13 protein-coding genes and 1 pseudogene are annotated in these 13,314 nt (G+C 66.3%); 9 read left to right on the top strand and 5 right to left on the bottom strand.

The window, feature by feature from the left end; all coding sequences use genetic code 11:
* Window positions 1-64: 64 nt before the first annotated feature.
* Window positions 65-943, bottom strand: a complete 879-nt coding sequence (locus tag NIBR502770_RS11335) for an SGNH/GDSL hydrolase family protein (RefSeq protein WP_141181984.1) — start codon at window positions 941-943, stop codon at window positions 65-67.
* A 271-nt stretch (window positions 944-1,214) separates the two neighbouring features.
* Here NIBR502770_RS11335 and typA point away from each other — a divergent pair, with 271 nt between their 5' ends.
* The 3 genes and pseudogenes from typA (at window position 1,215) to NIBR502770_RS11325 (ending at window position 4,151) form a co-directional block, all read left to right on the top strand.
* The gene (gene typA / locus NIBR502770_RS11330; protein ID WP_141159879.1) at window positions 1,215-3,143 is read left to right on the top strand and encodes a translational GTPase TypA; all 1,929 of its coding nucleotides are present in this window, start codon (window positions 1,215-1,217) and stop codon (window positions 3,141-3,143) included.
* 198 nt (window positions 3,144-3,341) lie between these two features.
* Window positions 3,342-3,479 (top strand): annotated as a pseudogene (locus NIBR502770_RS21855) (hypothetical protein); the annotation flags it as partial.
* Between the two features lie 159 nt (window positions 3,480-3,638).
* A complete protein-coding gene (locus tag NIBR502770_RS11325; RefSeq protein ID WP_141181983.1) occupies window positions 3,639-4,151 on the top strand; it encodes a hypothetical protein in 513 nt (170 codons plus the stop codon).
* Window positions 4,152-4,194: 43 nt separating this feature from the next.
* Here NIBR502770_RS11325 and NIBR502770_RS11320 read toward each other — a convergent pair whose 3' ends face one another.
* Window positions 4,195-4,437 carry a hypothetical protein gene (locus NIBR502770_RS11320; protein WP_141159881.1) on the bottom strand — a complete coding sequence of 81 codons (243 nt, stop codon included), beginning with the start codon at window positions 4,435-4,437 and terminating at the stop codon, window positions 4,195-4,197.
* A gap of 137 nt (window positions 4,438-4,574) precedes the next feature.
* On the opposite strand from NIBR502770_RS11320, the gene fdxA reads away from it, so the two are divergent.
* From fdxA to NIBR502770_RS11305, 3 genes are all read left to right on the top strand, one after another.
* Complete coding sequence (gene fdxA / locus NIBR502770_RS11315; RefSeq protein ID WP_013601705.1) at window positions 4,575-4,901, top strand: ferredoxin; 327 nt, start codon at window positions 4,575-4,577, stop codon at window positions 4,899-4,901.
* A gap of 13 nt (window positions 4,902-4,914) precedes the next feature.
* Window positions 4,915-6,054, top strand: coding sequence for a succinyldiaminopimelate transaminase (dapC, locus tag NIBR502770_RS11310; protein ID WP_141159882.1), 1,140 nt, complete (start codon window positions 4,915-4,917; stop codon window positions 6,052-6,054).
* 252 nt (window positions 6,055-6,306) lie between these two features.
* Window positions 6,307-7,593, top strand: a complete 1,287-nt coding sequence (locus tag NIBR502770_RS11305) for a citrate synthase (RefSeq protein WP_056334606.1) — start codon at window positions 6,307-6,309, stop codon at window positions 7,591-7,593.
* 97 nt (window positions 7,594-7,690) lie between these two features.
* Here the strand turns inward: NIBR502770_RS11305 and galE are convergent, their stop codons facing one another.
* Window positions 7,691-8,704, bottom strand: a complete 1,014-nt coding sequence (gene galE / locus NIBR502770_RS11300) for a UDP-glucose 4-epimerase GalE (protein WP_141181982.1) — start codon at window positions 8,702-8,704, stop codon at window positions 7,691-7,693.
* Between the two features lie 101 nt (window positions 8,705-8,805).
* On the opposite strand from galE, the gene NIBR502770_RS11295 reads away from it, so the two are divergent.
* Both NIBR502770_RS11295 and NIBR502770_RS11290 read left to right on the top strand, forming a co-directional pair.
* A complete protein-coding gene (locus NIBR502770_RS11295; protein ID WP_168223154.1) occupies window positions 8,806-9,414 on the top strand; it encodes a TetR/AcrR family transcriptional regulator in 609 nt (202 codons plus the stop codon).
* Window positions 9,415-9,528: 114 nt separating this feature from the next.
* A complete protein-coding gene (locus NIBR502770_RS11290; protein WP_141159886.1) occupies window positions 9,529-10,140 on the top strand; it encodes a hypothetical protein in 612 nt (203 codons plus the stop codon).
* Window positions 10,141-10,168: 28 nt separating this feature from the next.
* Here NIBR502770_RS11290 and NIBR502770_RS11285 read toward each other — a convergent pair whose 3' ends face one another.
* Both NIBR502770_RS11285 and dapD read right to left on the bottom strand, forming a co-directional pair.
* Window positions 10,169-11,032 carry a hypothetical protein gene (locus NIBR502770_RS11285; RefSeq protein WP_141183399.1) on the bottom strand — a complete coding sequence of 288 codons (864 nt, stop codon included), beginning with the start codon at window positions 11,030-11,032 and terminating at the stop codon, window positions 10,169-10,171.
* Between the two features lie 16 nt (window positions 11,033-11,048).
* On the bottom strand, window positions 11,049-12,077 hold the full coding sequence (gene dapD, locus NIBR502770_RS11280) for a 2,3,4,5-tetrahydropyridine-2,6-dicarboxylate N-succinyltransferase (protein ID WP_141181981.1): 1,029 nt from the start codon (window positions 12,075-12,077) through the stop codon (window positions 11,049-11,051).
* 51 nt (window positions 12,078-12,128) lie between these two features.
* Between dapD and dapE the strand changes: the two genes are divergently transcribed.
* The gene (gene dapE / locus NIBR502770_RS11275; protein ID WP_141181980.1) at window positions 12,129-13,265 is read left to right on the top strand and encodes a succinyl-diaminopimelate desuccinylase; all 1,137 of its coding nucleotides are present in this window, start codon (window positions 12,129-12,131) and stop codon (window positions 13,263-13,265) included.
* Window positions 13,266-13,314 lie beyond the last annotated feature (49 nt).

Here is a 13,314-nt window from a genome sequence, read left to right as displayed (position 1 = left end):
TGGAGCCGGGACCTTCGGGTCCCGGCTCTTCCCATGTGCGCAGAAGACGGAAACGCTGCGGATGTCAGTCCTGGAACATGCTGCCCGCTTCGGGCACGGCAGCGAGGGCTCCTTGGGCCGGCGAAGGATTGCGGCCAAGTCCAAGTTCCCGGAGCCTGGCTGCGAGGATTCCGCCAAGGGCGCGGCGGCCATCAGAGTTCATGTGCACCGCATCGGCGAGGTCTTTCGCCAGCCCGTACCTGGTGAGCCAGTCGCCTGCAGAGATGAACGGCAGTCCGTTGGCTCCCGCCACGGCACCCAACACGGCGTCAACCTCGCTCCGGCGGCCGCCGCCGTCGTTCGCTCCGCGCGCCAAGGTGCCGATCATCGCGAGCCGTGTGCCGGGATAGCGGGTCCGGAGTTCAGTGACCAGCCGTTCGGCATTCCGGGCGATCTGTGCGTTGCTTGCCCCGCCGGCGGCATCGTTGCCGCCACCTTCGACCACAATCAATGCGGGAGTGCCGGAGGGGAGAAGCCAGTCTCCGCGCTGCAGGGCGTCTATGTAGTTTCCCGTGGCACCGTTCGCCGCGACGTAGCCCGTGCCGCCGCGGCCGCAAAAGTACACGTTGTACCCGGCGGCAGCGAGGCCCAGGCGCGGCCAGCCGTCAACGGGTTCCGCCTGCGAGTCCCCGATCAGCAGGACGGTGCCGGCGACGTCGGGCACAACCGCTTCCAGCCGTCCGTTGCCTGTATTCAGGACGCGGGCCGTGGCTGCCACGGCAGGTTCGGCGCTGCCGGTCCGGCCGCCGGATACCTGGCCTGCGGCCGCCCGTGACAGGGCTGTACCGGGAACAGCGTCGTCCCCGGTGTTGCCCACGATTCCCGATACCGCCACGAGCGCGGAGACCGCGGCGCAGGCAGCCCAGGCGAAACCACGCAGGGTGCTTGCCTTTGCAGGGGGCATCGTTGTCTCCGGCGTGCTCAATGGATGGGCTGTGTCACAGACATCATGCCATGCACCGGGATCCTGGAGTGAACTTGGTCACACCCATTGCGGCGCCGTGGCTGATACTGGCTCAATCGGCGGCAGCCTGTCCCGCCGGAATTTAGGCCAACAAATAACTCAGCGGCTAGAATAGAGGAAGGCGCCCTGTGCCAAGGGCCTTGTCCGTCGTGCGTTCCAGTTGGAAATGTCGCGATACAACAGCTGACTCCACTGAATCGAGCCTTTACGCATGTCTGAAACCACCACCAACACTGCGGTAGCCACTGCATCGCGCAGTGACCTCCGCAACGTCGCGATCGTGGCCCACGTTGACCACGGCAAGACCACCCTGGTCGACGCCATGCTCAAGCAGACCAACTCCTTCGCCGAGCACAACCACGTCGAGGACCGGGTCATGGACTCCGGCGACCTGGAGCGCGAAAAGGGCATCACCATCCTGGCCAAGAACACCACGGTGGCCTACAACGGTCCCTCCTCCAACGGCGAGACCATCACCATCAACGTCATCGACACCCCCGGCCACGCCGACTTCGGCGGCGAGGTGGAGCGCGGCCTATCCATGGTGGACGGCGTCGTGCTCCTCGTCGACTCTTCCGAGGGCCCGCTGCCCCAGACCCGCTTCGTGCTGCGCAAGGCGCTGGCCGCGCACCTCCCGGTGATCCTCCTGGTCAACAAGACCGACCGCCCCGACGCCCGCATTGACGAAGTTGTCCACGAGTCCATGGACCTGCTCCTGGGCCTGGCTTCCGACCTCGCCGATGAAGTGCCGGACCTGGACCTGGACAAGGTCCTGGAAGTTCCCGTTGTGTACGCCGCCGCAAAGGTTGGCCGCGCGTCCCTCGAGCAGCCGGCCAACGGCTCCGCACCGGACAACGAGGACCTCGAGCCGCTCTTCAAGACCATCATCGAGCACATCCCGGCGCCGACGTACAACCCTGAGGGCGTCCTGCAGGCCCACGTCACCAACCTGGACGCTTCCCCGTTCCTGGGCCGCCTCGCGCTGCTCCGCATCTACAACGGCACCCTCCGCAAGGGCCAGCAGGTTGCCTGGGCCCGCCAGAACGGTGAGCTGAAGACCGTCAAGATCACCGAACTGCTCGCCACCAAGGCACTGGAGCGCGTTCCGGCCGAGTCCGCCGGACCCGGCGAGATCGTGGCCGTCGCCGGTATCGAGGACATCACCATCGGTGAAACCCTCACCGACGTCGAGAACCCCCAGCCGCTGCCGCTGATCACCGTGGACGATCCCGCGATCTCCATGACCATTGGTATCAACACCTCCCCGCTGGCCGGCAAGGTCAAGGGCGCCAAGGTCACCGCCCGCCAGGTCAAGGACCGGCTGGACAAGGAACTGATCGGTAACGTCTCCATCAAGGTCCTCCCGACCGAGCGTCCCGACGCCTGGGAAGTCCAGGGCCGTGGCGAGCTCGCGCTGGCTATCCTGGTCGAGCAGATGCGCCGCGAGGGCTTTGAACTGACCGTCGGGAAGCCCCAGGTTGTCACCAAGACCATCGACGGCAAGATCCACGAGCCGATGGAGCACATGACCATCGACGTGCCGGAAGAGTACCTCGGCGCCGTCACCCAGCTCATGGCTGCCCGCAAGGGGCGGATGACCAACATGGCCAACCACGGCACCGGCTGGTGCCGCATGGAGTTCATCGTTCCGGCCCGTGGCCTGATCGGGTTCCGCACCCGGTTCCTGACCGACACCCGCGGTGCAGGCATCGCAGCTTCCATCTCAGAAGGCTACGAGCCGTGGGCCGGCCCCATCGAGTACCGCACCAACGGTTCCATGATTGCCGACCGCGCCGGTGTGGTTACCCCGTTCGCCATGATCAACCTGCAGGAACGCGGCTCCTTCTTCGTGAAGCCCACCTCCGAGGTCTACGAAGGCATGATCGTGGGCGAGAACTCCCGCGCCGACGACATGGACGTGAACATCACCAAGGAAAAGAAGCTCACCAACATGCGTGCCGCTTCCTCCGACACCTTTGAGAACCTGACCCCGCCGCGCGAACTCACCCTTGAAGAGTCGCTGGAATTCGCCCGCGAGGATGAGTGCGTCGAGGTGACCCCGGAAGCCATCCGCATCCGCAAGGTCATCCTGGATACCAACGAGCGTGCCAAGGCCAACCGCGCCCGCGCCAAGGCCTAGTAACTCCGCAGGTCTGCAGAACGCCACCGGCATTTGCCGGTGGCGTTCTGCGTTAAGCCGGGCGGCGCGGCCAAACCAGGCCTCGATGCGCAGGAACGGCGTGGGCGCACTGAGCGCCTGCTTCCGCGCCCGGGTCCGTTCTCCACATAGCCGTTTCCACCACCTGCGGATGCTCCCCGCCAGGCGCAGGCTTCAGACATGCGAACTATTTCTGAAGCGCTGGCTGGCCTGGGCGGCACTGCCGGGACCCGGGAGTTACTACTGGCAGGCGTCTCCCGCCGACGTCTGGAAGCCGGACTATCAGAGGGGTCCGTCCAAAGGATTGCCCGTGGAGTATTCGCCCTTCCGGATGCTGACCCCGTGCTCATCCATGCGGCGCGCCATCACGCCGCACCTGGTTGCGTCACGGCCGCAGTGGCTTCCGGGTTGTGGGTGATCAAGGTTCCGGATAGGCCGCATCTTGCCGCCCGCCATGGCAGGCCAATAGCCGGCTGTGTGGTACACCGCAGCGACCTTCCGTTGACGCCTCTGGACGTCGTCTGCCAGTCTCTCCGCTGTCTGCCGGCTCTTCAGGGCCTGACTATCGCGGAGTCCGCCGTCAAGAAAGGCCACATCCAACTCGCGGAGCTGCGGGCGCGGTTTCCGGCCGCCCGTGAAAAGGCCCTGCTGAACCTGGTTGGCAGAATCCGACCCCAGTCCGGCTCCATCATCGAAACCATCGCCCGGTATCTGCTTGAAGAAGCGGGGCTTACAGTCGAGTTGCAGGTGCACATTCCTGGAATGGGCCACCTGGATCTCCTTGTTGATGGTCTGCTGGGGATTGAGGCGGACGGCTATGCCCACCACAGCAGCCGGGAGGCCTACCGGGAAGACAGGCGGCGCTGGAATGTCACCGTCATCGGGGGTGTCCCAACCCTTCGGGTGACGTTCGAGATGCTGGTCCGCGACCCCGCGGAGTTCGTCCGGATGGTGGAGCTGGCCCTGGCCACGTACCGCCGGGCGCGGTGAAGGACCGGGTCATGGCGCAGGGACAGTCCCGGCGCAGCGAGGCCTAGGCGGGGCGCGCGGGGCGGCGCGGGGGAGCGGGCGGGACTTCCTTCGCGGCCACCACGAGCTCCAGGGGAATGACGACGTCGGCCCGGCGGGTGCGGACGGTGCAGGAACCGGCGTCGCAAGCCAGCAGGTGGCCCAGCGCATCCGTCAGGCCGCCATCGATCCGGTAGCGCACCACCACCCGGGTTCCGGGGCCGGCCGCGGTCAGGAAGCGGACGGGGGCGGACGCTGGCAGACTCACCAGTTCATACTAGGCCGCCGGCTAGGTTAGCGGGAAAGGGCTGGGAGATAATAGGCTCAGATGTCAAGAGTCCGGCCGTGCTGCCGGATGCAAGAGCCGGCGGGCAAGCCGGAACCCAACGTGGAGAGGCCAGGGACGTGACGTACGTAATCGCGCAGCCGTGTGTGGATGTTAAGGACAAGGCATGCATTGAGGAGTGCCCGGTCGACTGCATCTATGAAGGCGAGCGTTCGCTGTACATCCATCCGGACGAATGCGTCGACTGCGGCGCCTGCGAGCCGGTTTGCCCGGTGGAGGCCATCTACTACGAGGATGACACTCCCGAGGAATGGGCCGACTACTACAAGGCCAACGTCGAATTCTTCGACGACCTCGGCTCCCCGGGCGGGGCGGCAAAGATCGGCAACACGGGCAAGGACCACCCGATGATCGCCGCCCTGCCGCCGCAGAACCAAGACCACTGACGCGGACGGGAACGTGACCGCAGCAGTGAATTCGTTTGGCCTGAACCTGCCCGACTACCCGTGGGAGGCTATGGCCCCCTACGTGGCCAAGGCCTCGGAACACCCGGGCGGGGCAGTCAACCTCTCCATCGGCACGCCCGTGGATCCCACCCCGCAGTTGGTCCAGGACGCACTGAAGGCCGCTGCCAACGCTCCGGGATATCCCACTGTCCATGGCACGCCGGCGCTGCGGGAAGCCATCGCGGGCTGGTTCGAACGCCGGCGCGGAGTGGCGGGCCTGGACCCTAAAAACATCATGCCTACGGTGGGTTCCAAGGAACTCGTTGCGTGGCTGCCGCTGCTGCTGGGCCTTAAGCCCGGAGACGTCGTCGTACGTCCCAAGGTGGCCTACCCCACGTACGATATCGGTGCCACCCTGGCCGGGGTCACTTCGGTGGCCACGGACAATCTGGACGAGCTTGACGACGCCACACGTGCACGCGTGCGGCTCATCTGGGTCAATTCCCCGGGCAACCCGACGGGCAGCGTCCGCGATGCGGAGTCCCTGAAGGCCCTGGTGGTCCAGGCCCGTGAAATCGGAGCCGTGGTGGCATCGGACGAATGCTACGCAGAGCTCGGCTGGGGCGACTGGGACGTCCAGCGCGGCGGCCGGCGCGTCCCCAGTATCCTTGATCCCCACGTTGCCGGCGGCTCGCACCAGGGCCTGCTGGCCGTGTACTCGCTGAGCAAGCAGTCCAACCTGGCGGGCTACCGCGCAGCCTTCGTTGCCGGTGATCCGGACCTGATGCCCAACCTGGTCAACAGCCGCAAGCACGCGGGGATGATCGTTCCCTACCCCGTCCAGGAGGCCATGCGGGTGGCGCTGGGCGATGACACCCATGTCGAGGCCCAGAAGGACCTGTACCGGGGCCGGCGCGAACGCCTGGTGCCCGCGCTGCTGGACTTCGGCCTGGAGATCAAGGAGTCCGATGCCGGCCTGTACCTGTGGTCGACGGCGGGAGAGGACACGTGGGCTACGGTGGCCCGCCTGGCCGAACGGGGCATCGTGGTTGGCCCGGGCGTCTTCTACGGTGACGCGGGCAACGGCTATGTCCGCGTGGCCCTGACCGGATCCGACGAGCGGATCGATGCCGCTGTTGCACGGCTGGCCTGATCCGGCTCCCAGGCACCCCGTAATAATCGTGTGACTCGCCCCACATTCGGTGCATTTTAGGCCGGATGGGAAGCCTGCGGATTAGTGACACCCGCCAAGGAGCGGTACTTTTTAAGTTGACGATCAATGGTGGCTTTCTACAAGAAGGCAGCCCGGGTGTTGGAACCTGTCTCCTCAGGCTCAGTGCACGGCTCACCTGATGTTGGATCAAGCTTTCGACAGAGGCCGAAGACGCCTCATGAAGGGGACTCCATGACTGAGACCAACAATGCTGCGACCCTGCTCCACGCAGGTGGCGAGCTGAAGCTCCCGCGCATCCAGGTTGTTGAAGGGAACGAAGGTTACGACGTCTCCAAGCTGCTCAAGCAGACCGGTGCCGTGACCTTTGACCCCGGCTTCATGAACACCGCAGCAACCACGTCCGCCATCACCTACATCGACGGCGATGCGGGCATCCTGCGCTACCGCGGATACCCCATCGAGCAGCTGGCGCAGCACTCCAGCTTCCTCGAGGTGTCCTACCTGCTGATCTACGGCAACCTTCCCACGCCCACTGAGCTGGACGAGTTCGACCAGAAGATCCGGCGCCACACCCTGCTGCACGAGGAGCTCAAGGGCTTCTTCGGCGGCTTCCCCCGCGACGCGCACCCCATGCCGGTGCTGTCCTCGGCCGTGTCCGCGCTGTCCACTTTCTACCAGGACTCCCTGGACCCGTTCAACGCCGAGCAGGTGGAGGTCTCCACCATCCGCCTGATGGCCAAGCTGCCGGTCATCGCCGCCTACGCGCACAAGAAGTCCATCGGCCAGCCCATGCTGTACCCGGACAACTCCATGAACCTGGTGGAGAACTTCCTGCGCCTTAGCTTCGGCCTCCCCGCGGAGCAGTACGAACTGGACCCGGTCATCGTCAAGGCGCTGGACCTGCTCCTCATCCTGCACGCGGACCACGAGCAGAACTGCTCCACCTCCACCGTGCGCCTGGTGGGCTCCTCCAATGCCAACCTCTTCGCCTCCGTTTCGGCCGGCATCAACGCCCTCTTCGGCCCTGCCCACGGTGGCGCCAACGAGGCCGTGCTGAAGATGCTCCGCCAGATCCAGGCCGAGGGCCTCAAGCCCGAGGACTACATGGAGAAGGTCAAGAACAAGGAAGACGGCGTCCGCCTCATGGGCTTCGGACACCGCGTCTACAAGAACTACGATCCGCGCGCCAAGATCGTCAAGGCCACGGCCCACGAGATCCTCAGCAAGCTCGGCGGCAACGACGAACTGCTGGACATCGCCATGCGCCTGGAAGAGAAGGCGCTCAGCGATGACTACTTCATCCAGCGCAAGCTCTACCCGAACGTGGACTTCTACACCGGCCTGATCTACAAGGCCATGGGCTTCCCCGAGAAGATGTTCACCGTCCTGTTCGCCATCGGCCGACTGCCGGGCTGGATTGCCCAGTGGCGCGAAATGATCAGCGACCCGAATACCAAGATCGGCCGCCCGCGCCAGCTGTACATCGGCGAGCCGGAGCGCGACTACCCCGCACGCTGATTCCCGGTCAGCCAGGGACAGCAACGTCAATAACGACGGCGGCCGCCCACCTTTCCAAGGTGGGCGGCCGCTTCGCGTTGTGCCACATTCAAGGGGACTACGAGGCGTAGCCCTGGGGGTTGTTCTTCTGCCAGCGCCAGTGGTCCTCGCACATCTGGTCCACGGTCTTCGTGGTCGACCAGCTCAGGTCTGCCAGGGCCGAGGTGGCATCGGCCCAGAAGGCCGGCAGGTCCCCCGCGCGGCGGCCGGTGATCTCGTAGGGGATGGGCTGGCCCACTGCCTTTTCGAAGGAGCGCAGGACCTCCAGGACGGAGGAACCCTTGCCGGATCCGAGGTTCCAGCGGAAAACACCGGTGCGGTCCGCGATGTGGTTCAGTGCGGCCACGTGTCCTTCGGCCAGGTCCACCACGTGGATGTAGTCGCGCAGGCAGGTGCCGTCCGGGGTGTCGTAGTCGCCGCCGAAGACCATAAGCTTCTCGCGCCGGCCCACGGCCACCTGGGCAATGAACGGGACAAGGTTGTTCGGAATGCCTTGCGGGTCTTCACCGATGCGGCCCGAGGGGTGCGCGCCTACCGGGTTGAAGTAGCGCAGCAGGGCTATGTGCCACTGTGGGTCGGCTGCGCCGAGGTCGGAGAGGATGTCCTCGATCTGTTCCTTGGTGCGCCCGTAAGGGTTGTTCGCGCCGATTTCCATCTTTTCCACATACGGAATGGGGTTGTGTTCCCCGTAGACGGTGGCTGACGAGCTGAAGACGATGGACCGGACGCTGTGCCTGTCCATGACGCGGACCAGGTTCAGCGTGCCCACCAGGTTGTTGTAGTAGTACTTCAGCGGCTCCTGCACTGATTCACCCACGGCCTTGAGGCCTGCGAAGTGGATGACGGCTTCAATGCCGCTCCCGGCGAAGACTTTTTCGACGGCGGCCTCGTCCACCAGGTCAACGTTGTGGAACTCCGCGGTCTTGCCGCTGAGTTCGGCTACGCGGCGCAGCGACTCCTCGCTGGAATTGACCAGGTTGTCGATGACGACCACGTCGTGGCCGGCTTCCTGCAGGGACAGAACAGTATGGGAACCGATGTAACCGGTGCCCCCTGTGACCAAGATTTTCATGCCTCAACGCTATCCCACCCGCAGCGTTGCCCGCCGCTATGTGGCGGACGGCGGGTGGGCCGTGACGGGACAGAAAAAGCACAAGTGTGCTACTAAGGATGGTGCCCAAAATTGTAGACGCCGGTGCCCGTCGGCAGGACGTAGTGCAGGCGGTTCTCCGCATCATCGCCGTGGACGGGCTTGAACGGGCGTCGCTGCGCGAAGTGGCGGACGAGGCCGGGCTGGCCGTCGGCTCGGTCCGGCACTACTTCGAGGGCAGTGAGGAGCTCCTGGCCTTCGCCTTCGGCACCGTGGTGGACCGCGTCGTCGGCAGGCTGGAGGGCCTGCTGCCGGCCGTGCTCGGAGCCGGCAAGGCCAGCCCTGGCCAGCGCGAGGCCGTTTTAACCCTTCTGGGTGGAATGCTTCCGCTGGATGAGGTGACAGCGGTGGAAGCCTGCGCATGGCTGGCCTTCAAGAACGCCGCACGCATCCGGCCCTTCCTGGTGGCGGAAGCGGACCGCAGCCACCGCGAAGTGGCGGCCATCGTGGGCGCATTGGTGGCAAGCCTGCTCCCGGACGATGAACCGCAGGAGAACCTCGTCCTGGAGGCGGAGCGGCTGCTGGCCACGCTGGACGGGCTGTGCATGCATGCGCTCCTGCAGCCTGCCTGGATGACGGCGCAGATGTGCCGCGACGTGCTCGAGCGCCATCTGGACGGGCTGGCACGCTGAGCGACCAAAGCCCGTCCGGCACTACCGCGAACTGGCTGCGGGAATAGACTGGGAGCCGGGTAGGCCGGGCCGGAATATGGCGCCCGGGACCGGGAGGCCAGGAAAGGACTTTGGATGCAGCACGCAGGCGGTTCAGGGTGGCAGATCACCACCGACACATCCGGACCGATGATGATTGCTCTTTACGTCCGGGACGCTGCCGGCCTGAACGGAGCGGGGCGCCCCATGCTGTCCCATGCATCACCCAAAGTCCGTTCAGCGGACCACAGCCACCTGACCGCGGATGTCGGCGGGCTCGGGGCACTGAAGACCGAGTGGGAGGCCTGGTGGGAGCAGCTGCTCAAGGCCCACCCGCACACCTCCCCGGAACTTTCGCCGCCGGATTTCGAAGCCTTCGGCAACTCCCCGGCCCTCCAGCGGGTCCTGCAGGCCCACTTTGGCTCTGCCCTCACCTGGGCCCGGGAGCGGAGGAGCGAGTATGCCGAGCTCGAAGCGGAGCGGGTGGCCAGCGGAATTGACCAGCTGATCGGGGACATGGTGGACGACAGGCTGATGGAAGTGGGGCGGGACTCCCGGGATTTCACGCTGACCATCATCGAGTTGCCGCTGGACGAACAACGGGCGTGGTACCTGGAACCGGACAAGATGATCATGAGCCACGAGCTGATGGGGCAGCCTGAGCTGTTCCGCAGCTATGTCCAGCCGGTGCTGGAAATCCTTGTCTGACACGCGGCCGGCGGGCCGACGGCGGCCCTTACGTGCCGGCGTCGTCCTTCCGCACCGTAATGCGCACCTGCCCGTCCTGGACACCCGCCGCCTGCCACCCGTCGCCGCCTGGCCGGTCCCAGGTGCGGCCGGCTACTTCCACCCTGGTCACGGCCAGGTCCTTGGCGTTGGCAACTGCCCACGCGGCAACCGACCACCCCAGTGCCCCGCCGGCGTCCACCACCAGGGTGTCGCCGTCCACCTGCGCATCGACGCCGCCGTAGGCCTGGTCCAGGTCAGTCACCACAGTGGCCGAGTTGCCACCGGCCGTGGGGGAGCGAAGCGTGCACTGTACGCCAGCCGGGGTCTGGCCGGTCAGTCCGGAAGCGAACGCCCGGCCCATCTCTTCGTGCTGGGCATAGGCCTTGGGGTAGGCGGACCGCTGGACCTGCTGGGCAGCGTCGGTGATGTCCAGCGTCTCGTAGCCCGGGATCTTCACCAGTGCGTCATAGAAGGCGTTGACCGCGTAGTAGGGGTCCATGATCTGGGCCTCGGTGCCCCAGCCCTGGGACGGCCGCTGCTGGAAGAGTCCGCGCGAGTCCGGGCCGGCCTGGTCGCCGTGACCGATGTTGCGCAGCTTGGACTCCTGCATGGCAGTGGCCAGGGCGATGGTGGCGGCGCGCGCGGGGAGGCCCCGCCGGACGGCTGCCGCTGTGATCAGGGCGGCGTTGGCCGCCTGGTCCGGCGCCAGTTCCCCCGTCCGGTCGCCGGCTGTGGCAGTGCAGCGTTCCGACACGAGGGTCTCGGAACGCTGCACGAAGTACGCCGCCGTGTAGATGCCTCCCGCAGCCAGCGCAAGGGTGAGGAGCAGCACCGCGAGGCGGCGCAGGCCGCGCCTGCGTGCCACGGACATGGGTGCCACGAAAGTACTAGTTGGCGTGCAGGGCGTCGTTCAGTTCCACGGTCTGGCCCTTGCGGGGGAGTGCCTCCACCGCGCCCGTGGTGGAGTTGCGGCGGAACAGGAGGTTGGGGACGCCGGAGAGTTCGGCGGCCTTGACGATCCTGGTGGTGTCCTCGCCCACCTCGTCCTTGGGGCCCGGCACGCGGACCCGGGTTCCTGCCGTGACGTAGAGGCCAGCCTCGACGACGGAATCATCACCGATGCTGATGCCGACGCCGGAGTTCGCCCCGAGCAGGACCCGCTCGCCGATGGTGATCTTTTCCTTGCCGCCGCCGGACAGGGTTCCCATGATGGAGGCGCCGCCGCCGACGTCGCTCCCGTCCCCGGTCACGACGCCCGCGGAAATGCGCCCCTCCACCATGGACGTGCCCAGGGTTCCGGCGTTGAAGTTTACGAAGCCCTCGTGCATGACGGTGGTGCCGGCGGCGAGGTGCGCACCCAGGCGGACCCTGTCGGCGTCGGCAATCCTGACGCCGCTGGGTACCACGTAGTCCACCATGCGCGGGAACTTGTCGATGCCGTAGACGGTGACGGCGCCCCGGCGGCGCAGCCGGGCGCGGGTCAGTTCGAAGCCCTCGACTGCGGCGGGACCGAAGTTGGTCCATACGACGTTGGGGAGCTTACCGAAGATGCCATCCAGGTTGATGGTGTTGGGCCTAACCAGGCGGTGCGAGAGAAGGTGCAGCCGGAGGTAGGCGTCTGCGGTGTCGGCAGGGGCTTCGTCGAGGTTGATCTGGACGAAGACCACCTTCTGCTCGGTGCCGCGGTCCTGGTCTGCGCCGTTCTCAGCGATGGCAGTCAGGGCGTCGTCGGCATTTTCCACCGAGCGGAGGTCCTCGGCGGCAACACCGAGTGCCGGTGCGGGAAACCAGACGTCCAGGACAGTATCCGCGCCGCCGGCGGTGGCGACGGTGGCCACGCCAAAGCCATGGGCGGAACGGTCGTCAGCGTTGGGAGTCAGGGTTTCGGGCACGGCGGAGGAAGCGGTCTCAGTCATGTGCCCCAGTCTATCGAGGGCGGGGCTGGCGGTTCGAACTAGACTGGCTTCGTGACTGCTGAAACCGCCCCCGAATCTTCCGTATCCACCCTTGACCTGCACCAGGACGTGGCGCTGCTGACCGCGGCACTGATGGATATCAACAGCGTGTCGGGCAACGAGAAGCGGCTCGCGGACGCCGTCGAAGCCGCTCTGCGGGAGATTCCCCAGCTGACCGTGGTCCGGGACGGCGACGCCATCATTGCCCGCACGGAGCTGGGCCACAGCGAACGGGTCATCCTCGCCGGGCACCTGGATACGGTTCCGTTGCCCCTGGCGGAAGGTTCCAGGGGCACCGTCCCCTCCAGCTGGGAGTCAGGTGTTCCGGGTGAAGGGATCCTCTATGGGCGCGGTGCCACGGACATGAAGGGCGGCGTGGCGGTCCAGCTGGCGCTGGCAGCGGGAATGTTCGACGACGGCGCGCACCCAAAACGGGACGTCACCTTCGTGTTCTACGACCATGAGGAAGTGGAGGCGGTAAAGAGCGGGCTAGGACGCCTGGTCCGGAACCACGGCGACCTGCTGCAGGGGGACTTTGCCATCCTGCTGGAGCCAACGGACGGCACCGTGGAGGGCGGCTGCAACGGAACCAGCCGGTTCGAAGCCAGTACTGCAGGGGAGGCCGCCCACTCTGCCCGGGCGTGGATGGGCAGCAACGCCATCCACGCCGCCGCCCCCATCCTGGCGCGCCTCGCCGCCTACGAGCCACGGACCATCAACGTTGACGGGCTTGATTACCGGGAAAGCCTCAATGCGGTGAAGATCAACGGCGGCACGGCCGGCAATGTCATTCCGGACCGCTGCGTGGTGGAGATCAACTACCGGTTCGCCCCGGACAAGACCCCGGACCAGGCGGAAGCGCATGTCCGGGAGCTCCTGGAAGGCTTCGACGTGGTGCGCACCGATGCCGCCGCCGGTGCGCGTCCCGGACTGCAGCACCCGGCTGCCGCATCCTTCGTTGCCGCTGTGGGTGCGGAGCCCAAACCCAAATACGGCTGGACCGACGTCGCGCGGTTCAGCGAACTGGGGATCCCGGCAGTGAACTTCGGCCCGGGCGACGCCCTGCTGGCCCACAAGGACAACGAGCACGTTTCCGCCGATGCCATCCGAACCTGCCTGCGCGCCCTGGAGCAGTGGCTCGCCGGCTAAGCCGGCCGGCTGGCGGCGAAGAAAGCCGGCAAACGGAAAGGGCCCGGAA

This window comes from Pseudarthrobacter sp. NIBRBAC000502770 (assembly GCF_006517815.1).
Taxonomy (GTDB): Bacteria; Actinomycetota; Actinomycetes; order Actinomycetales; family Micrococcaceae; genus Arthrobacter; species Arthrobacter niigatensis.
The sequence above is the reverse complement of the archived record's forward strand: the minus strand, read 5'-3'. Positions and strand labels throughout refer to the sequence as shown.